Origin of the sequence: Hymenobacter terrenus (assembly GCF_000972495.1) — a bacterium.
GTDB lineage: Bacteria > Bacteroidota > Bacteroidia > Cytophagales > Hymenobacteraceae > Hymenobacter > Hymenobacter terrenus.
Genome location: NZ_LATM01000006.1, coordinates 25,945 through 42,803, shown reverse-complemented (window position 1 = coordinate 42,803; position 16,859 = coordinate 25,945). Strand labels below are relative to the sequence as shown.

The following is a 16,859-nucleotide window of genomic DNA, read 5'->3' as shown; positions in this document are numbered from 1 at the left end:
ATGGTTGGACTCGTTAAACGGCACCGGAGCGATTCGACCGCGAGTCGTTCCCATACTATTTATCATTCTAACCAGTCCCGTTAGCCTGTGGCTCAACCTTTCCTTGACAAGGAGGGAAGTTTGCTGTTCTTTCGCCCCGTAATGCTCCCCGCCGCCTAGCCTATGCTTGACCAGCTACTCGCCACTGCCGTTCAATGGGGCAGCTTGCCCCGCCTGGCGCGTATTCGTCAGCAGCCGCATGAGGCGCAGGCACGGCTATTGCGCCAGTTGTTGCGTCGGGCGCAAGCCACCGAATGGGGCCGGCGCTACGGTTTCAGGGAGAACCCGACGCCGGCGGAGTTTGCCCGCCGCGTGCCCGTGAGTACTTACGAGCAGTTGTATCCGGAACTGGAAAAAGTGCTGCGCGGCCAGCCCGACGTGCTCTGGCCCGGCAGGCCGCGCTGGTTTGCCAAAAGCAGCGGCACTACCAATGCCCGGAGCAAGTACATCCCCGTCACGTCGGAGGCGCTACACGACTGCCACTACCGTGCTGGCCGCGACATGCTGGCCCTGAGCACTCTTTTTTACCCGCAAGAACGGCTGCTGGCAGGTAAAACACTGTCGTTGGGTGGCGCACACACAGCCAACCCGTTTCGGCCGCAGGAGCTGGCTTCCCGCACCGGCGACGTGTCGGCCATCATCATGCAGCAGTTGCCGTGGTGGGCTGAGCAAATGCGGACGCCGCCACTGGAATTAGCCCTGCTGGACGAGTGGGAGGAGAAGATTGAGCGCATTGCCGCGCACGTTCTCACGCAGGACGTGCGTACCCTGGCCGGGGTACCAACTTGGATGGTGGTGCTGCTGCGCCGCGTGGTAGCCCTGGCCGGTGCCGACGACATCACCCAGGTATGGCCGCACCTGCGCCTGTTTCTGCACGGCGCGGTGGCTTTTGGGCCCTACCGGGAGCTGTTTCGCCAACTGATTCCGGACCCGCGCATGCGCTACCTCGAAATCTACAGCGCCTCAGAAGGGTACTTTGCCCTGCAGGACCAGCCCGATAGCGAAGACCTGCTGCTGCTGCTGGACCATGGCATTTACTACGAGTTTCTGCCGGCCGACCAGTGGGCCGTGGCGGACCCGCGCCCCGTGCCGCTGGCCGAGGTAGAGCTGCATCGGCCGTATGCACTGGTTATCAGTACCAACGCGGGGCTGTGGCGCTACGTGGTGGGCGATACCGTGCGCTTCACTTCTTTGGCGCCCTACCGGGTACGCATCACCGGGCGGACCAAACACTTCCTCAATGCCTTCGGGGAGGAAGTTGTCATCGAAAATGCCGAGGTCGCCGTGGCCGCCGCCAGTCAAGCCACTGGAGTAGCCGTGCGCGACTTCACCGCCGCCCCGGTTTGGTTCGCGGTGGACAGTGCTGCGTCGCGCGGTGGGCACGAATGGGTGGTGGAATTCACCTCGGCCATTGCGCACCCCGACCTGGAGCAGTTTGGCGCCGTGCTGGATGCCACGCTCTGCGAAGTGAACTCTGATTATGCCGCCAAGCGCCATCGCAGCCTCGCCCTGGCCCCGCCCCGGCTGCGGGCCGTGCCCGCTGGCACTTTCGAGGCTTGGCTGGCGGGGCAGGGCAAGCTGGGTGGCCAGCATAAGGTGCCGCGCTTGCTCAACTCCCGGGAGGTGTTGGAAGCCGTGCTCACAACCGCGGCCGAAGCAGCCACTGCCCGTCCCTAACACGTTGCTCGTAAGGGCCCAAGTAGAGTTCGCTCGGTGGAAAGCAGCCTTTAGCAAGCAAAACTGCTTTTTGACCGAAAAAAATGGCACTCGATCGAAGAAAGTTCAGTAATATTACTGTAACATTCTTCCCTATGTTCAATACTGCAATGGCTCCTTCAACTCCGAAATCGGTGTACCAGCGTCCATACAAGTCCCGCAATCAGCGCCGGGAGGCGGATCGCCGCAAATACGACGAGGCCAACGACCAGAAGTTCCTATGGCGAGTAGCCGGGACCATTGGCCTCCTGCTGATGGTTGCGGTGGTCTTCGCCGTTAAAGGAATGGCGAACTAGCCCGGCGGCTCGGGCCCGCTACAGTGCTATAGAAATGTTGCTGGTAATGCTGCCCCCTTCCTGCGGGCGGTCACGAACACGGACTTATTCGTCCATGATGCCGCCGAGCAGCCCGCCGAAGACACCGCCACTTTCTTTGCGGGCATTGCCACCATTGGGCGCCAGCGCCTGAATAAGCTTTTTGACAGGCATAGACTGTAGCCACACGCGGCCGGTGCCGCGCAAGGTGGCCAGCAGCAGCCCCTCACCCCCAAAAATCATGGACTTCAGGCCGCCGGCGCGGGCCACGCTGAAATCAATGCCGGGCTCGAAGGCTACCACGCAGCCGGTATCAACGCGCAGCAGCTCGTTATTGAGTCTTTTTTCGATGATGGTGCCGCCAGCGTGTACGAAGGCCTTGCCATCGCCGGTGAGCTTTTGGAGGATGAAGCCCTCGCCACCGAACAGGCCGGACCCGAATTTCTGGTTGAAGTGCAGGCTGATTTTGGTGCCCCGCGCCGCGGCCAGGAAGCCGTCTTTCTGCACGATGAGGCCAGTGGGTAGTTCCCTCAAATCGATGGGAATGATGGTGCCGGGGTAGGGAGCTGAGAAGGCTACCCGGCTTTTACCATAGCTGCCGCGGTGGGTGAAATGCGTGATGAACAGCGACTCGCCGGTAATCAGGCGAGTGCCAGCCGAGAACAGCTTGCCCATCAGGCCCTGGTCGGGCTCGGAACCGTCGCCCATCTTGGTTTCGAAGGCGATGCCCTCTTCCATGTACACCATAGCGCCGGCCTCGGCGATGACAGTTTCGTTCGGGTCAAGCTCAACTTCTAAAACCTGGATGTCGGTGCCGAGAATGCGGTAGTCAACGTCGTGCGAATTCATGGGGGCGCTGGATAAGGCGGTTGGTGCGGCCAAAGGTAAAAAAGGCGGAAACATTCCCAAGCGTATTCGCTATATACCGCTCGGCGAGGAACAATATTTTCATTGCACAATGTTGGGTAAACAGTCCTGACAGGGACTGTAATTTGGCCTAACCGTCTCGTGCTATGGGTTTTCCTCGACTTGTTTTGCTAACCGTTTGTGCCCTGTGGCTCGGGGCCTGCGCTGGCTCCCGTAACCGCTCCGACCAGAACGGCCTGGCCAAGGGCCGCTGGCGTACCTACTATGATGGCTCTAAAAAAGAAGCTTTCACCAAGGGCCAGTACCGCCACGGCCGCCCGGTGGGCACGTTCAAATACTACGCCCCAACCGGCGCGCTCGACCATTCGGAGAATTACGGCCGCGACGGCTTTTGCGAGGTAACCTATTGGTACCCCAACGGCCGGGTGGCTCGCCGGGGCAAGGCCCAATGGTTGACCGGCAAAAAAGGCGCCCGCTTCTACTGGTTTGGGCCCTGGACGAGCTACGACCAGAGCGGCCAGATTACCGCCATCCAAACCTACACCGATGGTAGCCTGACCCGCGTGGAAACGTACGACGCCGGGCGGCTCACCAAAGTAGAAACCTACGAGCAGGGCCGGCTAACGGGCGCCTCCTCCACTTTGTAGCGGCCGCGGGGCTGGCGTAAGGGGTTACTCGTCGGCGGGTAGGTCGGCGCGGGTTTCGGCGGCAGCGGCATCGGGGTCGAGGGCCGCTTTTTTGCGTTTGGCCTCGCGGCTGGTGCGCTTCATGAAGTCCTCTTCGCTCTCTTCGGGCTCGGGGGCGTGCTCGGCGTCGGCGATGGGGAACTCCTCGTCCTCGACTTCATCGGGGCTGGGCTTTTCGCCAAACTGCCCGGCGCGGTCGACCAGCTTTTTGTCGCGCACGTGGCGGCCCAGGAACTGGTTGATTTGCTCGATGCTGTAGTTGGAGGTGATTTCACCCAGTGGATTCACCCCAATCTCAAACCCCTCCAACTCCTTGTGGACGCGGGCTTTCTTATCAGGGTCGGGCTTGGTTTTGGGCTTAACGGGTTTCTTGGCCATGACAGGGAGAGGGTTGGTGCGGGTACGGGAACTGCTTTGCTCTACGCGAATTAACGCGGGTTGGTGGTGCAGGGCCGGCCTATGGAAACAAAAAACAGGGGGGCGGCAGGTTCGGGTCGAAAACAAAAGTTGACTAGAGTAGGTGATATTGGCGCGGGCCCAGCCATTAAGTAGCCCCAAACGTGAGAAGCCATGCCCGAAATCTGCCCCGATTCTGCTCTTAATATCGCCAGTCTGTCGCTGGGTCAGCGGGTGGCCTATGAGTCGTTGTACCGGCTAGTGCTGCCGTCGATTACGCGTTACGTGTGCCAGAACAGCGGCAGCCCAGCCGATGCGGAAGACATATTCCAGGAGACGCTGCTGGTACTGGCCCGTCGGGTAGCCGAGCCGGGCTTTCAGCTCACGTCGTCGCTGAAAACCTACGTTTTTGCCATCGCCAAAAACACTTGGCAGAACCAGCTCCGCCGTCGCCGCGACTCGCCCACCGATGATTTCAGCGGGTTTGAGCACCTCGCCGACCCAGCGCCGGAAGATGCGCCCGAGGAGCGGGTAACCCGCTGGATGAATCGTGTGACGCCCTTCTGCCGGATGGTGCTGCGGGCCCTGTTCTACGAGAATGAGCAGCTGAACCAGCTGATGGAGCGGGTAGGCTGGAAGAACATGCACACCGCCGCCAACCAGAAATATAAGTGCTTGCAACAGGTGCGGAAGGTAGCCGCCGCCTGATAAGTAGGGGGCCTAAATAAAAAAGAAGGCGGCAGGTGATTGGGGCAAGGTCGCGGCCATTAAGGGTCGTAACCACCAACCCTTCTAACCATCATGCCCAAGCTAACCACCGTGCCTGCGCCTGCGCCGGCATTTTCCACCAACGATGTCAACGGCAGGCCCGTGCGCCTGGCCGACTACCAGGGCCAGCGCGTGTTGCTGACCTTTCAACGCAACGTGGGTTGCCCGGTGTGCAACCTGCGGTTTCACGAGCTTAGCCAGAATGCCACCACTTTTCAGGAGCGCGGGCTGGTGGTGCTGGCCGTCTATGAGTCGTCGGCGGCGCAGATACAGCAGTACCTAGACGAGCAGCCAGTGTACCCAATCCTGATTCCCAACCCCAACCAAAGCCTGTACCAGCTCTACGGGGTGGAGCGGTCGATGGGCAAGCTGCTCAAGGGAATCCTGCTGCATGGCGGCTTCAGTAAGATAAAAGCCAGCAAGGCCCTGACAGCCAAATTACCCAAGCAGGACGGTAATGCCGACCGCGTAGGTGCCGATTTCCTTATTGACGAGCAGGGGCGCATCGTGCGGGCGCACTACGCCGCCTACGTTGGCGACGACCTGCCCGTATCGGAAATCATCGCCTTTCTGAAGTAGGCCGGTACCTGAGCAAGCCAAAGAATAAGAAAGTCCCCGGCCAAGCTTGACCAGGGACTTTCTTGTTGATGACATGATACTGGTTTGGCGGCTTCGCACCGGGGAGTTGACAGGCCGGGCAGTATAGCCTAGCGCGGTTTTAGGGTAAGTGTGCAACGAGCCGTAGCGCGAACTACAACATTCGCGCTACGGGACACCTACTCCGAAACCGCGCTAGCCGAGCCTGGCCACGGCAGCCCGCAGGCGCGCGGTTACTTCGCCGCTACCCAAGATGGCCAAGGTTTCGAACAAGTCCGGACCGGCGGCGGCGCCCGTCACGGCCACGCGCAGGGCCTGCAATACCTGGCCCGGCTTCATACCCTGGGCCTCTACGGTTTGATTGAAAATGCTTTTCAATACCTCGGCATTGGCGCTGGGCTCCGAGTCGGCGGGCAGGTCGTCGGCGTAAGCAGTTAGGGTGGCACTCACCTGCGCGTTCCACTTCTTGCTCACCACGGCCTCGTCGTACTCCGTTGGGGCCTGGAAGAAGTATTTGGCCTCCTGCCAGAAGTCCTGCGGAAAGCTCACCCGTTCCTTCATCACGCCCACAATCTGCTCGGCTTTAGCTTGGTCGCAGGCGATGTTGTGCTCCGCCAGGGCCGTGAGCAGGTAGGGCGCCAGTTCAGCATTGGACTTGGCGCGCAGGTAGTGCTCGTTGAACCACTTCACCTTGTTCTGGTCGAACTTGGCCGGCGACTTACTCACCCGCTCAATCGAGAAGGCCTGAACCAGCTCGTCCATCGAGAAAATCTCCTGCTGCGAGCCGGGGTTCCAGCCCAGGAAAGCTAGGAAGTTTACCAACGCCTCGGGCAGGTAGCCGTCTTCACGGTAGCCGCGGCTCAGGGTGGGCTCGCCGGTTTCGATGTCGATGCCGCGCCATTCGAGCGGGAACACCGGGAAGCCAAGGCGGTCGCCGTCGCGCTTGCTGAGCTTGCCGGTGCCGTCGGGCTTCAGCAGCAGGGGCAGGTGGGCAAACTGCGGCATGGTCTTTTCCCAGCCCAGGTAGCGGTAGAGCAGCACGTGCAGCGGCGCCGAGGGCAGCCACTCCTCGCCTCGAATCACGTGGGATATTTCCATCAGGTGGTCGTCCACGATGTTGGCCAGGTGATAGGTAGGCATGCCGTCCGACTTCATCAGCACCTTGTCGTCAATGGCCGAGGAGTGCACCACCACCCAGCCTCGAATCAGGTCCTGGAAGCGGACTTCTTCTTTGCGAGGTACTTTCAGGCGAATAACGTACTGCGCGCCACTGTCGAGCAGGGTCTTTACTTCATCCTCGGGCAGAGTGAGGGAGTTGCGCATCTGGGCGCGGGTGATAGAGTTGTACTGCGGGTTGGGCACCTTAGCCGCTTGCAGGCGGGCGCGCATGGCGTCGAGCTCCTCGGGGGTGTCGAAGGCGTAGTAGGCGTGGCCGTCGGCGATGAGCTGGTCGGCGTACTGCTTGTACATAGGCTTGCGCTCACTCTGCTTGTAGGGCGCGTGGGGGCCGCCCACGCCGACGCCTTCGTCAATGACGATACCACACCAGGCCAGGGCTTCCAGGATGTACTCCTCGGCGCCGGGCACGAAGCGGTTTTGGTCGGTATCCTCAATGCGGAGCAGCATCTTGCCGCCCAGCTTGCGGGCCAGCAAATAGTTATACAGCGCCGTGCGCACGCCGCCAATGTGCAGCGGTCCGGTGGGGGAAGGCGCGAATCGCACCCGAACTTCTCTCTCAGTCATAACCAATAAAAAGCGCGCCCCGGTGTTCGGAACGCGCCGCAAAGGTAGTCAGTAGCACCACGCCCACGCCAGCCCCCACGTGGCGCGGCGCCTTCACTCCGCGGGCCGGAAGTTCTGCTAATAATTAGTCATTTCGGCGCGGATACGCGGAGCGAAGGCTCCGCGCCACAGTTGTTCATTCGCCCCAGGGGTATAAGTCGGGTGGTCCCTTTTCTTGAGGGTGAATGGCCAGCGGATTGGGGTGGTCTAGCTGAAACGGACAGCGAGAAGCCTTAACTTCCGCTGCCCATGAACGAAAAACTGAATCCTGGTGGGTTGCCCACCATCCGCAAAAAATACACGCCCGCCTTTAAGGCCGAGTGCGTGCGCCAGGTGGCGGCCGGGACCCGACAAACGGACGTGGCCCGGGCCCAAGGCATTTCGCCGGCCTTGCTTGGCCGTTGGCAGCGCCAGGCGCTAGAACAGGCCGTGCCCAGCAGCGCGGAGCGCGACGAAATCAAACGGCTACGCGCCGAACTCAAGCGCGTGGAAATGGAGCGCGATATTTTAAAAAAAGTCGTGACCATCTTTTCCCAGCTCCCCCAGTCATGAGCCGCTATGCGGCCAGTCGCCTTCCACGGCAATAAACTGATAGCCCTTCTCCTTAATCAGCCGCTTGCTCAAGGCCGTGCGCCATGTGTAATATTCGTGGGTGCCGTGCGAAGCTTCGCCCAGCAGCACTACGCGGGCATCACCGATAGCTGCCAGCAAAGGGTCAAAGTCAGCCGCAGTACGCAGAGGATAGGCAGGAAGCAAAGTAGCCATCACTAAAACGAAATCCGTTTACTGTAGCGCGGAGCCTTCGCTCCGCGACCCAGGAGGCTTCACTAAGCCATTGGCCGTGAGCAAACCAGCCAACGAAGCCAGCTGATTTGCCCGCCACCAGTGCTTAGGTGTTCAGTACTTCGCCACCGTTGGGGTGAATGGCCTGGCCGGTGATATAGGAAGCATCCTCCGAGGCGAGAAATACGAAAGCCGGCGCTACTTCCGAGGGTTGCCCCGGCCGCTTCATAGTTGTGTCCTGTCCAAAAGAAGCTACCTTCTCGGCCGGGAAGCTGGCCGGGATGAGCGGCGTCCAGATGGGTCCCGGCGCTACACTATTGGCCCGGATTTTCTTCTCGGCCAGCTGCTGCGAGATAGAGCGAATGTAGGCCGTGATGGCGCCCTTCGTTGCCGTGTAATCCACCAGTTGCTGGTTGCCGCGGTAGGCGTTGACGGAAGACGTGGCAATGATGGAGTCGCCTTCGTGCAGGTGTTGGAGGGCTGCCTTCACTACCCGTACCATCGCGAAGAAGTTGACTTGGAAGGTGTCCTCAAACTGCTCCATCGGCAGCTCTGCTACGTCGGTGCTCACAAACTGCTCGGCGGCATTGCTCACCACAATGTTGAGGCGGCCCAGCTCCCGCACGGTTTGCTCCACAATCTGCTCGCAGAAATCTGGGTCGCGTAGGTCACCGGCGATGGTCAGGCAGCGGCGGCCTTCGCCTTCCACCAGTTGGCGAGTAGCGTAGGCGTCTTCCTCTTCCTCGGGCTTATAGGTGATGGCCACGTCGGCGCCTTCGCGGGCATAATGCACGGCTATTGCGCGGCCAATACCGGAGTCGCCGCCCGTGATGAGGGCCACTTTGTCTTGCAGCTTGCCGCTGCCCCGGTAATTGGGGCGGATATACTCTGGCTGTGGCGTCATTTCTTCTTCGAGGCCGGGCTGTTGGCCTTGCTGCTGAGGAGGCAGGGACGTGGGTTTGCTTTCCATTGGGGTAGTGCTTGGTTCTGATTCGTGAACGCGCCTCCCACTACGTGCGGGAGGCGCTGATTCAGACTACGCCCCTGGCTAGGAGTTGGTTAAAGCCGAGCTTGCTAATAAACTCGGCTCTATGAGTCCACCCAACCTAACTTCCTTAAAGCAGCACACAGAATACCAGCCAGTACCGAGAACTACGGCCGACACTCCCAAATAATTGCGCTAATTGCAGCTCGCGGCCCTGCGCCCTAGGTTACTCCCGGTTCTTAAACCCCAGCCAGAGCACTAGCCCTAGCAGCGTGATTCCACCCCGAATACCCCAAGCCACACTGGGTCCCCACTGGTCAATCCACGTCAGAAAAACGTAGTGAATATTGGGGTTGATAAATGGCAACACCAGCGAAATAAGCCCAATAATGAGCAAGCCGAGTCCAAGTTCTTTCATGAATTAGGAATAGAGTACAGTTCTCATTTTAGCCTGCTGTCCCAGCAATAGTTACCCGGCACTGGCAAGCTGATACTACCTCTCACCCACGGCAATGCAGGAGATTTCCACCTCCACATCGCGCGGCAGCCGGCTTACCTCGACCGTTTCGCGGGCCGGCGCCGTGGCATCTTCAAAATACGACCCGTACACTTGGTTAATAGTGGCGAAATTGCCGAGGTCTTTCACGAAAATGCTGCATTTTACCACGTCCGTGAGCGTGAGGCCCGCCGCCGCCAGCACCGCGGTCAGATTACGCAGCACTTGGTGGGTTTGAGCGGCCACGTCGCCGGGTACCAATTGCCCGCCCGCATCCAACGGTATCTGCCCCGAAACGTACACGGTGTTGCCCGCCCGCACGGCCTGCGAGTAAGGACCAATGGGAGCCGGAGCCTGATCGGTGAGAATAATTTGATTAGCCATGAGCTGAACTAGAAATTTATAAGTTGAGGCCCCAAAGTAACAACCGAAATCAGCCTGGCAACTGCCAAAAATGCTCCCTGCCAGCAAACAAAAAGAGCCGGTCCGTTTGGGCCGGCTCTTCTAGCAAATCTTCAGCAAACGCTGATAGCTGACAACGAGCGACTAGGTCTTATTCGACCGTTACCGACTTAGCCAAGTTGCGGGGTTGGTCCACGTTACAGCCGCGCAGTACGGCAATGTGGTAGCTCAGCAGTTGTAGAGGTATCACCGATACCAGTGGCATCAGGATTTCGCTGGTGTGGGGCACTTCAATCACGAATTCGGCCATGGCCGGAATCACCGTATCGCCCTCGCTCACGACCGCGATGATGCGCCCCTTGCGGGCTTTCACCTCCTGAATATTGCTCACCACCTTTTCATACGAGCTGTCGCGGGTGGCAATCACCACTATCGGCATGTTCTCGTCAATCAGAGCGATAGGGCCGTGCTTCATCTCCGCAGCCGGGTAGCCCTCAGCGTGGATATAGCTGATTTCCTTGAGCTTCAATGCTCCCTCCAGCGCCACGGGGAAGTTGTAGCCCCGTCCCAGATACAGGAAGTTAGAAGCATCCTTGAAGATTTCGGCAATGGCCTGGATTTCGATATCAAGCTCCAGAGCCTTGGTCACCTTAGCCGGAATCGTGTCTAGCTCCACCATCAGCTCGCGTAGCTTGGTATCGGAAATGGTGCCGCGCTTCTGCCCCATAATCATGGCCAGCAACGTCAGCACAGTTACCTGAGCCGTAAAAGCTTTGGTCGAGGCCACTCCAATTTCCGGGCCGGCGTGAGTATAGGCGCCGGCGTCAGTGGCGCGGGCAATACTACTGCCTACCACGTTACAAATGCCGAAGATAGTGGCTCCCTTACTCTTAGCTAACTCAATGGCGGCCAGCGTATCGGCCGTCTCCCCACTTTGTGAAATGGCAATTACAATATCACGCTCCGTAATGATAGGGTTGCGGTAGCGGAACTCCGAGGCGTATTCCACTTCCACCGGAATGCGGGCCAAGTCCTCAATCAGATACTCAGCCACCAAGCCGGCGTGCCACGAGGTGCCGCAGGCTACGATAATGATGCGCTGAGCATTCACAAACTTCTGCTCGTAGGCCCGGATGCCGCCCATATTCAGGTGGCTGCCGCCTAGCTCCAGGCGCCCGCGCATGGAGTCCAGGATGGAGCGCGGCTGCTCAAAAATCTCTTTCAGCATGAAGTGCTCGAAGCCACCTTTCTCGATGCTGTCCAACTCCATTTCCAGCTTCTGGATGTAGGGCGTTTGGCTTACATCTTCCCGGGTGCGAATCTCCAACTGCCCATCGCGGATAACTACTACTTCGTAGTCATTCACATACACCACTTCGTTGGTATACTCAATAATCGGCGTGGCATCCGAAGCAATGAAGAACTCGCCTTCGCCAATGCCAATCACCATCGGCGAGCCTTTGCGGGCAGCAATGAGTTGGTTGGGAGCATCTTTGCTGAGCACCACGATGGCATAAGCACCTACCACTTCGTGCAGGGCCAGGCGCACGGCTTCTTCTAGGGTGCAGACGTTTTGTTTCTGAATCTCTTCAATTAGATTAACGAACACTTCTGTGTCCGTATCAGATTGGAACACATGTCCCTGCTTCTCTAAGTGCGTTTTCAGTGCCGCGTAGTTCTCAATAATACCATTGTGGATAATGGCAATGCGCTCTGAGGTCGAGTAGTGCGGGTGGGCATTCTCATCATTAGGCTCGCCGTGCGTGGCCCAGCGCGTGTGGCCCATGCCTACTTTGGCGTGCGTATCTTTTTTCGCAATAAACGTCTCTAGGTCACTGACTTTACCTTTCTTTTTATAAACGTTCAACTCGCCATTTAGCAGCGCTACTCCGGCGGAATCGTAGCCGCGGTATTCGAGGCGACGCAAACCTTTGAGGATAATAGGACAGGCCTCACGATGGCCCAGGTAAGCAACAATGCCGCACATGGCAAGAAGGGTTAAGTATTTAAGGAAATAAAATAAGAGTCAGCTCACTGACGGTAAAGACACTACCGTTTGGAATAGTACACGCGCAAACTAACCTGGGCAGCGTCGAGGGCGGCACGGTTCAGTGATAGGGAGGAGGAGAAGCGGGTATTCGGCACCAATACGAGAGAAGCAGGGTTGCCGTCGAGCTTATTGGTTAGATAAGCTTGCAAGTAACTGGTAATCAATAAATTATAGAATGGCTGTGTCGATGCCACATCTTGCAGGCCGGCCGTAGCAGGACGGTTGTTGGTCAGCGGATCGGTGCCATCAGCTTGCACTACTCGGTCAACCGGAAGGAAATTAATCGTCCGTTTCAACACGCTGTTGTTAGCGTCTACTTCCACAGCGTAAATAAGGCTGGGGTTTGAAAAGAGAGCGTTGCTAAAGGGCTTCACCGGTACCCGGATTTCGGCGCGGTTAATTGTAAGTCCGGCTGCCGCTAGCTGCTGCAGTTGCTCTAGACCTTTGAAGGTCACGCGAGTGCCAAGCCCTGTGCCCTCCTGCAAGTAGCTGGCACCATTCAGCAAATCATAGGGCACGGCCTTCGTGACATCACTCAGCGGGCTGAGCGGCGTGCTGGTCAGGTCGTTTTTTATTTGGGTAAAATAGCGGGGGTCATTGCTCGTGTTTCCGTTTCCGCCACTGAATACCGGGCCGAAAAAGACGGAATACGAATGCCACTTCCGTTGTAGCGCGGGTGTAGAAGCCCCATTATTGTGGAAAAAGAAAGCCAGCCGCGCGTTGTACGAACGCCCAAAGCTGAGAATGCTACTCGAGTAGCCAGCGCTGGGCTCAAGGGCCACGCCTTTCAGCTCCGCGTCGAGTTGAGCCTGCGTGAAGCTGCTCCCGCGCAGGGCGGTGTTGAAGATACGCTCGAAGAAGGGCGACGGAACGGCTGGGGCAGGTGTAAACGGTGCCACTACCGCGGCAGTGCGCTGCATCACTAGGCGAATGGTTGGGTCGGCTACTGCGGTTTTCGTATCTGGCGTTGTGCTCGTATCCGTCACTATCTGCACCGTACGGTCGAGGCGGCTGGCGATGTTTCGGCCTAGCGGTGTAGAGGTATTCGTGGCCGGCGCCGGCGAGGTGCTATTGTATCCTTGTCGCTCATCCAGTGGCGCTTGCAGGCTGAATACATCGAACCGGACGGGCGTGGAGGAACTGCCGTTCACCTTATCAAATCCCATTACAATCGCGACCGAATCCAGGATTGGAGCCGTGAATTTTGAGGGAAGGGAGTCGTTAGAGCTGCCAACCACCACGTTGAGGTAGGCACGAGCTTCGGTGGTGCCCGCAATATTATCGGCCAAGCGACCTACTAGGTAGTGGTCCGTTTTGAGGGTTTGCACCGGGCTTAGGCGCACGGTGGCTACATCCAAGGAAAAGTCCTGATATTGAGTGCTGATAGCTGTGGTGTCGGGCAGGTCTACATTCAGGTCGGTGCCTTTGTCGCAACCGGCCAAAGTGAGAGCAGCCAGAGCGGCCAGGGGAGCACAACGGCTAGTTAGCCAATTCATTGTAAAGCGCTAGGTAAGAAGAGTGCAGGTTTTCGTCGGTGGCTACCTGACTGAGCCGGTTGTGAAGGGCGTATTCATGAAACATGCCATTCATATTTTCGCTGAAATCCTCGTCGGACCGCACCACGGTGTCGGCGTATTCCATGCCCATTTTGATGAACCCGCTGAAATCGGCCGATTTCAGCGAAGCCAGCATCTGGTCATCGATGTCGAGCATCTTGGCCTTTTCGAGAATATTACCTTCAAATTTGTCGGCAAATTCGTTGTTATAAATTGAAAAAACCGATTTGGCATCCTTAAACACCGGGTCCTTTTTGTAAGTCGTTTTCAGATAGAGCGGAATCAAACCCGTCATCCAATCGGAGCAGTGTACGATATTGGGCGACCAGCCCAGCTTCTTTACCGTTTCGAGTACACCTTTGCAAAAAAAGATGGCGCGCTCATCATTATCAGCGTAAAACTTATCGTTTTTGTCGACCAAAGCCGACTTGCGATGAAAATAATCTTCGTTATCGATGAAATAAACTTGCAACTTTGCCGTCGGAATCGAAGCTACTTTGATGACCAAAGGCTTTTCATCGTCGCCCACGGCAATATTGATACCCGAAAGGCGCACTACTTCGTGCAACCGATTTTTGCGCTCATTGATAATACCAAAACGCGGCACGAAAATTCGAATTTCGCAGCCCATTTCCTGCATGCTGGCGGGGAGCCGACGCAGCATTTCAGCCACTTTGGTGGTCTGGAGAAACGGGTCAATTTCGGTGGCCGCGTAGAGGATGCGTAGCTTCGACATAGGGGATTATAGAAGGAGAATGGAACAGGGCCATACTATGGGTGCACAAAATTAAACAATTTTGAGCGGAAATTCAATAAAAGCTACCTCGAGGGCCGTTCCAATTGCCTTCCTCCTCTATGCAGATACTAACCACCGCCGCTGGGTTGCAAGCTTACACCGAACAAGCCCGTCGGGCGGGCCACCGTGTGGGCCTCGTACCCACCATGGGAGCCTTGCACGCCGGCCATCTTCAACTGGTGCAGGCGGCCCGCGCCGAATGTAACGAAGTGGTGACCACCATTTTTGTCAATCCCACGCAATTCAATAATGCCGAGGATTTTCGACTGTATCCTCGCGTGCCGGAGGCCGATGCGGAGTTGCTGGGGCCAGCCGGCTGCACGGCACTATTCGTACCGTCGGTGGAGGAAATATATCCCCAGCCTGCGGTGCTTCGGTTCGACTTTGGTGCCTTGGAGCGGGTAATGGAAGGGGCCCACCGACCTGGCCATTTCAATGGCGTGGCCACCGTGGTGAGTAAAATTTTTCACATGGCGCGTCCGCACCGAGCGTACTTTGGGCAGAAGGACTGGCAGCAGGTAGCCATTATTCGCCAATTGGTCGCCGATTTGTCGTTTGATCTGGAAATAGTGGCTTGCCCCACCATTCGCGAGGCCGACGGGCTAGCCATGTCGTCGCGCAACCGTCGGCTCGACGCGGCCGCCCGGGCCGCCGCGCCGCTCTTGTATCAGGTCTTGGTGGCGGCAGCAGCGCAGGTGCGGCAGGGTGTGTCGCCCGCGCAGGTGCAGGCCGAGGCCGAGGCTACTTTGGCACGCGAGCCGCTCCTGACGCCTGAGTATGTGGAGGTGGCCGACGCCCAAACTCTCCAGCCGCTGGTAGAATACCAGCCGGGCCGGGCCGTGGTGCTGTGCCTGGCGGCTCATCTGGGTGGCGTGAGGCTGATTGACAACGTGGTAGTAGACGCGTGAGCCAACGAGGACGCGCGGTTTACCTTTGTCCACTTATTTGTTGTCCATTTAGGGTCACCCTTGTTGCTTTGAAAGCCTTCCTTACTATTCTAAAATACGTGTTGCTGCTGAGTATTTCGGCGGCGCTGATGTGGTACGCGGTACGTGGGCAGGACTTGTCGCGCATTGGTCACTACATCGCCACGGCCAACTATTTCTGGCTCTCCCTCACGCTTACGCTGTCGGTGCTGGGCTACTTGAGCCGGGCTTATCGGTGGCAGATGCAGCTCAATGCTTCGCAAACCCCGGCTGCGTATTGGCCGGTGTACCATGCTATGATGGTGGGCTATTTGGCTAACCTTGTGCTGCCCCGCATGGGTGAAGTTATCCGTTGCTCGGTGCTGCGGCGCACGAGCAGCGTGCCAGTGCAGGTAGCGCTGGGCACGGTGGTCACGGAGCGGGTAATTGATGTGCTGGTGCTTTTAAGCTTGCTGGGTACCATCCTGCTATTGGACTTCAATACGTTCTGGTCCTTCGTAACCAAACAGTTGCTGGGGAGTAACTACGACACGCTGGCTCGCAACCGGACGCCGCTGCTCGTTGCCGCCATCATCGGGGCGGTGCTGTTGCTCACGGCGGGCTACGCACTGATTCGCAATCTGGAGCGGCTGCGGCAAAATGTCTTTTTCAACAAGGCCGTGCTCTTTGTGAAGGGTCTGCTGGCGGGCGCCTTCAGCGTGCTGAAGATGGAGCGGAAGGGAGTATTTCTGTTGCACACGGTATTTACCTGGACCGTGTACTACCTGATGGACTACTTGGCCTTCTTCTGCTTTCCCGAAACCTATACCCTCGACATGCGGGCGGGACTGGCGGTGCTAACCTTCGGGGCATTTGGCATGGCGGCGCCGGTGGCGGGGGGCATCGGGCCATTCCATGTGATGGTGCAGGGCATTCTGCTGGTGTATGGAGTGAGCAAGGAGGCCGGTATTGCTTACGCGCTGGTCGTTCATGGCGCCCAAACGCTGCTGGTGGTGGTGATGGGTGGCATCAGCTTCGTAGCAGTGGCGGCAGCCGACAAAGGCAGTGTGCTAACCGAAGCAGAAGCGCTGGTAGACGAGCCGCTGACGACAGAGTAGAGAGTAGAATTAGGAACACAAGGCGGAAAGTCGAGGCTTGAACAAGCAGGCCAAGTTTAACCTGGCTTCTCTGCCTGGCGTATCATTCAGCATTCAACCCTTATTATTCAATACCTCGGCATGTGGACGAAGGACAAAATAAAGACTCGCGAGCAGCTGACTGCTACGCTGGCTGAGTGGCGGGTGCAGGGACGCAAAGTGGTGTTTACCAATGGGTGTTTCGACTTGCTGCATTTGGGCCACGTTGATTACCTGGAGCAAGCCCGGCACTTGGGCGACGCCTTGGTGGTGGGCCTGAATACCGATGCTTCGGTGAGTTCCCTTAAGCCGGGGCGGCCCATTCAGGATGAGGTGGCGCGGGGCCGCATCCTGGCCTCGTTAGCGTTTGTGGATGCGGTGGTGCTCTTTGGCGAACCCACGCCATTGGCTCTAATCGAAATGGTGCAACCTGACGTATTGGTGAAAGGCGACGACTATGCAATCGACGGAATTGTGGGCCATGAATTGGTGTTAAACAGGGGCGGGCAAGTACGGACGGTGCCCTTAGTGCCGGGCTACAGCACGTCGCGCATTGTCGAGCGCATTTTGCAGACAACGTAACCA

At 58.0% G+C, this 16,859-nt stretch carries 19 protein-coding genes; 9 read left to right on the top strand and 10 right to left on the bottom strand.

What is annotated here, in order from left to right; genetic code table 11:
• Positions 1–162 precede the first annotated feature (162 nt).
• Positions 163–1,716: a GH3 auxin-responsive promoter family protein gene (locus tag WX88_RS10510; protein ID WP_046244334.1), complete on the top strand. Its 1,554-nt coding sequence runs from the start codon at positions 163–165 to the stop codon at positions 1,714–1,716.
• A 134-nt stretch (positions 1,717–1,850) separates the two neighbouring features.
• On the top strand, positions 1,851–2,051 hold the full coding sequence (locus WX88_RS10505; protein WP_197076742.1) for a hypothetical protein: 201 nt from the start codon (positions 1,851–1,853) through the stop codon (positions 2,049–2,051).
• Positions 2,052–2,135: 84 nt separating this feature from the next.
• Here the strand turns inward: WX88_RS10505 and WX88_RS10500 are convergent, their stop codons facing one another.
• Positions 2,136–2,918: a TIGR00266 family protein gene (locus WX88_RS10500; RefSeq protein ID WP_046244332.1), complete on the bottom strand. Its 783-nt coding sequence runs from the start codon at positions 2,916–2,918 to the stop codon at positions 2,136–2,138.
• 164 nt (positions 2,919–3,082) lie between these two features.
• On the opposite strand from WX88_RS10500, the gene WX88_RS10495 reads away from it, so the two are divergent.
• A complete protein-coding gene (locus tag WX88_RS10495; protein WP_046244331.1) occupies positions 3,083–3,583 on the top strand; it encodes a toxin-antitoxin system YwqK family antitoxin in 501 nt (166 codons plus the stop codon).
• 24 nt (positions 3,584–3,607) lie between these two features.
• Here WX88_RS10495 and WX88_RS28725 read toward each other — a convergent pair whose 3' ends face one another.
• The gene (locus WX88_RS28725; protein WP_046244330.1) at positions 3,608–4,000 is read right to left on the bottom strand and encodes a hypothetical protein; all 393 of its coding nucleotides are present in this window, start codon (positions 3,998–4,000) and stop codon (positions 3,608–3,610) included.
• A 192-nt stretch (positions 4,001–4,192) separates the two neighbouring features.
• Here WX88_RS28725 and WX88_RS27475 point away from each other — a divergent pair, with 192 nt between their 5' ends.
• Complete coding sequence (locus tag WX88_RS27475; RefSeq protein ID WP_052732568.1) at positions 4,193–4,726, top strand: RNA polymerase sigma factor; 534 nt, start codon at positions 4,193–4,195, stop codon at positions 4,724–4,726.
• Positions 4,727–4,819: 93 nt separating this feature from the next.
• Positions 4,820–5,365, top strand: a complete 546-nt coding sequence (locus tag WX88_RS10480) for a redoxin domain-containing protein (protein WP_046244329.1) — start codon at positions 4,820–4,822, stop codon at positions 5,363–5,365.
• 213 nt (positions 5,366–5,578) lie between these two features.
• Here the strand turns inward: WX88_RS10480 and gltX are convergent, their stop codons facing one another.
• Entirely contained in the window at positions 5,579–7,126 is a 1,548-nt protein-coding gene (gene gltX, locus WX88_RS10475) for a glutamate--tRNA ligase (RefSeq protein WP_046244328.1), read from the bottom strand.
• A gap of 288 nt (positions 7,127–7,414) precedes the next feature.
• Here gltX and WX88_RS10470 point away from each other — a divergent pair, with 288 nt between their 5' ends.
• Positions 7,415–7,717 (top strand): transposase, encoded by a 303-nt coding sequence (locus tag WX88_RS10470; RefSeq protein ID WP_046244327.1) that lies wholly within the window; start codon positions 7,415–7,417, stop codon positions 7,715–7,717.
• Here WX88_RS10470 and WX88_RS10465 read toward each other — a convergent pair.
• The 7 genes from WX88_RS10465 to WX88_RS10435 all read right to left on the bottom strand — a co-directional run bounded on the left by WX88_RS10465 (position 7,712) and on the right by WX88_RS10435 (position 14,173).
• Positions 7,712–7,930 carry a hypothetical protein gene (locus tag WX88_RS10465; RefSeq protein WP_046244326.1) on the bottom strand — a complete coding sequence of 73 codons (219 nt, stop codon included), beginning with the start codon at positions 7,928–7,930 and terminating at the stop codon, positions 7,712–7,714. The two genes, WX88_RS10470 and WX88_RS10465, sit on opposite strands and share 6 nt — an antisense overlap.
• Before the next feature lie 124 nt (positions 7,931–8,054).
• Complete coding sequence (locus WX88_RS10460) at positions 8,055–8,918, bottom strand: SDR family oxidoreductase (protein WP_046244325.1); 864 nt, start codon at positions 8,916–8,918, stop codon at positions 8,055–8,057.
• 241 nt (positions 8,919–9,159) lie between these two features.
• On the bottom strand, positions 9,160–9,351 hold the full coding sequence (locus WX88_RS10455) for a hypothetical protein (protein ID WP_046244324.1): 192 nt from the start codon (positions 9,349–9,351) through the stop codon (positions 9,160–9,162).
• A gap of 75 nt (positions 9,352–9,426) precedes the next feature.
• The gene (locus tag WX88_RS10450; RefSeq protein ID WP_046244323.1) at positions 9,427–9,813 is read right to left on the bottom strand and encodes a RidA family protein; all 387 of its coding nucleotides are present in this window, start codon (positions 9,811–9,813) and stop codon (positions 9,427–9,429) included.
• A gap of 169 nt (positions 9,814–9,982) precedes the next feature.
• Positions 9,983–11,818, bottom strand: coding sequence for a glutamine--fructose-6-phosphate transaminase (isomerizing) (gene glmS, locus WX88_RS10445; RefSeq protein WP_046244322.1), 1,836 nt, complete (start codon positions 11,816–11,818; stop codon positions 9,983–9,985).
• Between the two features lie 62 nt (positions 11,819–11,880).
• Positions 11,881–13,377, bottom strand: a complete 1,497-nt coding sequence (locus WX88_RS10440) for a DUF4270 family protein (RefSeq protein WP_046244321.1) — start codon at positions 13,375–13,377, stop codon at positions 11,881–11,883.
• The gene (locus WX88_RS10435; RefSeq protein ID WP_046244320.1) at positions 13,361–14,173 is read right to left on the bottom strand and encodes a glycogen/starch synthase; all 813 of its coding nucleotides are present in this window, start codon (positions 14,171–14,173) and stop codon (positions 13,361–13,363) included. The genes WX88_RS10440 and WX88_RS10435 overlap by 17 nt, the downstream gene beginning before the upstream one ends.
• Before the next feature lie 119 nt (positions 14,174–14,292).
• On the opposite strand from WX88_RS10435, the gene panC reads away from it, so the two are divergent.
• The 3 genes from panC to rfaE2 all read left to right on the top strand — a co-directional run bounded on the left by panC (position 14,293) and on the right by rfaE2 (position 16,856).
• Positions 14,293–15,141, top strand: coding sequence for a pantoate--beta-alanine ligase (gene panC / locus WX88_RS10430; protein WP_046244319.1), 849 nt, complete (start codon positions 14,293–14,295; stop codon positions 15,139–15,141).
• Positions 15,142–15,209: 68 nt separating this feature from the next.
• Positions 15,210–16,256 carry a lysylphosphatidylglycerol synthase transmembrane domain-containing protein gene (locus WX88_RS10425; protein ID WP_052732567.1) on the top strand — a complete coding sequence of 349 codons (1,047 nt, stop codon included), beginning with the start codon at positions 15,210–15,212 and terminating at the stop codon, positions 16,254–16,256.
• A 120-nt stretch (positions 16,257–16,376) separates the two neighbouring features.
• The gene (gene rfaE2, locus WX88_RS10420; RefSeq protein WP_046244318.1) at positions 16,377–16,856 is read left to right on the top strand and encodes a D-glycero-beta-D-manno-heptose 1-phosphate adenylyltransferase; all 480 of its coding nucleotides are present in this window, start codon (positions 16,377–16,379) and stop codon (positions 16,854–16,856) included.
• Positions 16,857–16,859 lie beyond the last annotated feature (3 nt).

Coding starts and splice junctions, on each gene's coding strand:
- WX88_RS10510 (WP_046244334.1), top strand. CDS start 163: ATGCTTGACCAGCTACTCGCCACTGCCGTTCAATGGGGCAGCTTGCCC.
- WX88_RS10505 (WP_197076742.1), top strand. CDS start 1,851: ATGTTCAATACTGCAATGGCTCCTTCAACTCCGAAATCGGTGTACCAG.
- WX88_RS10500 (WP_046244332.1), bottom strand. CDS start 2,918: ATGAATTCGCACGACGTTGACTACCGCATTCTCGGCACCGACATCCAG.
- WX88_RS10495 (WP_046244331.1), top strand. CDS start 3,083: ATGGGTTTTCCTCGACTTGTTTTGCTAACCGTTTGTGCCCTGTGGCTC.
- WX88_RS28725 (WP_046244330.1), bottom strand. CDS start 4,000: ATGGCCAAGAAACCCGTTAAGCCCAAAACCAAGCCCGACCCTGATAAG.
- WX88_RS27475 (WP_052732568.1), top strand. CDS start 4,193: ATGCCCGAAATCTGCCCCGATTCTGCTCTTAATATCGCCAGTCTGTCG.
- WX88_RS10480 (WP_046244329.1), top strand. CDS start 4,820: ATGCCCAAGCTAACCACCGTGCCTGCGCCTGCGCCGGCATTTTCCACC.
- gltX (WP_046244328.1), bottom strand. CDS start 7,126: ATGACTGAGAGAGAAGTTCGGGTGCGATTCGCGCCTTCCCCCACCGGA.
- WX88_RS10470 (WP_046244327.1), top strand. CDS start 7,415: ATGAACGAAAAACTGAATCCTGGTGGGTTGCCCACCATCCGCAAAAAA.
- WX88_RS10465 (WP_046244326.1), bottom strand. CDS start 7,930: ATGGCTACTTTGCTTCCTGCCTATCCTCTGCGTACTGCGGCTGACTTT.
- WX88_RS10460 (WP_046244325.1), bottom strand. CDS start 8,918: ATGGAAAGCAAACCCACGTCCCTGCCTCCTCAGCAGCAAGGCCAACAG.
- WX88_RS10455 (WP_046244324.1), bottom strand. CDS start 9,351: ATGAAAGAACTTGGACTCGGCTTGCTCATTATTGGGCTTATTTCGCTG.
- WX88_RS10450 (WP_046244323.1), bottom strand. CDS start 9,813: ATGGCTAATCAAATTATTCTCACCGATCAGGCTCCGGCTCCCATTGGT.
- glmS (WP_046244322.1), bottom strand. CDS start 11,818: ATGTGCGGCATTGTTGCTTACCTGGGCCATCGTGAGGCCTGTCCTATT.
- WX88_RS10440 (WP_046244321.1), bottom strand. CDS start 13,377: ATGAATTGGCTAACTAGCCGTTGTGCTCCCCTGGCCGCTCTGGCTGCT.
- WX88_RS10435 (WP_046244320.1), bottom strand. CDS start 14,173: ATGTCGAAGCTACGCATCCTCTACGCGGCCACCGAAATTGACCCGTTT.
- panC (WP_046244319.1), top strand. CDS start 14,293: ATGCAGATACTAACCACCGCCGCTGGGTTGCAAGCTTACACCGAACAA.
- rfaE2 (WP_046244318.1), top strand. CDS start 16,377: ATGTGGACGAAGGACAAAATAAAGACTCGCGAGCAGCTGACTGCTACG.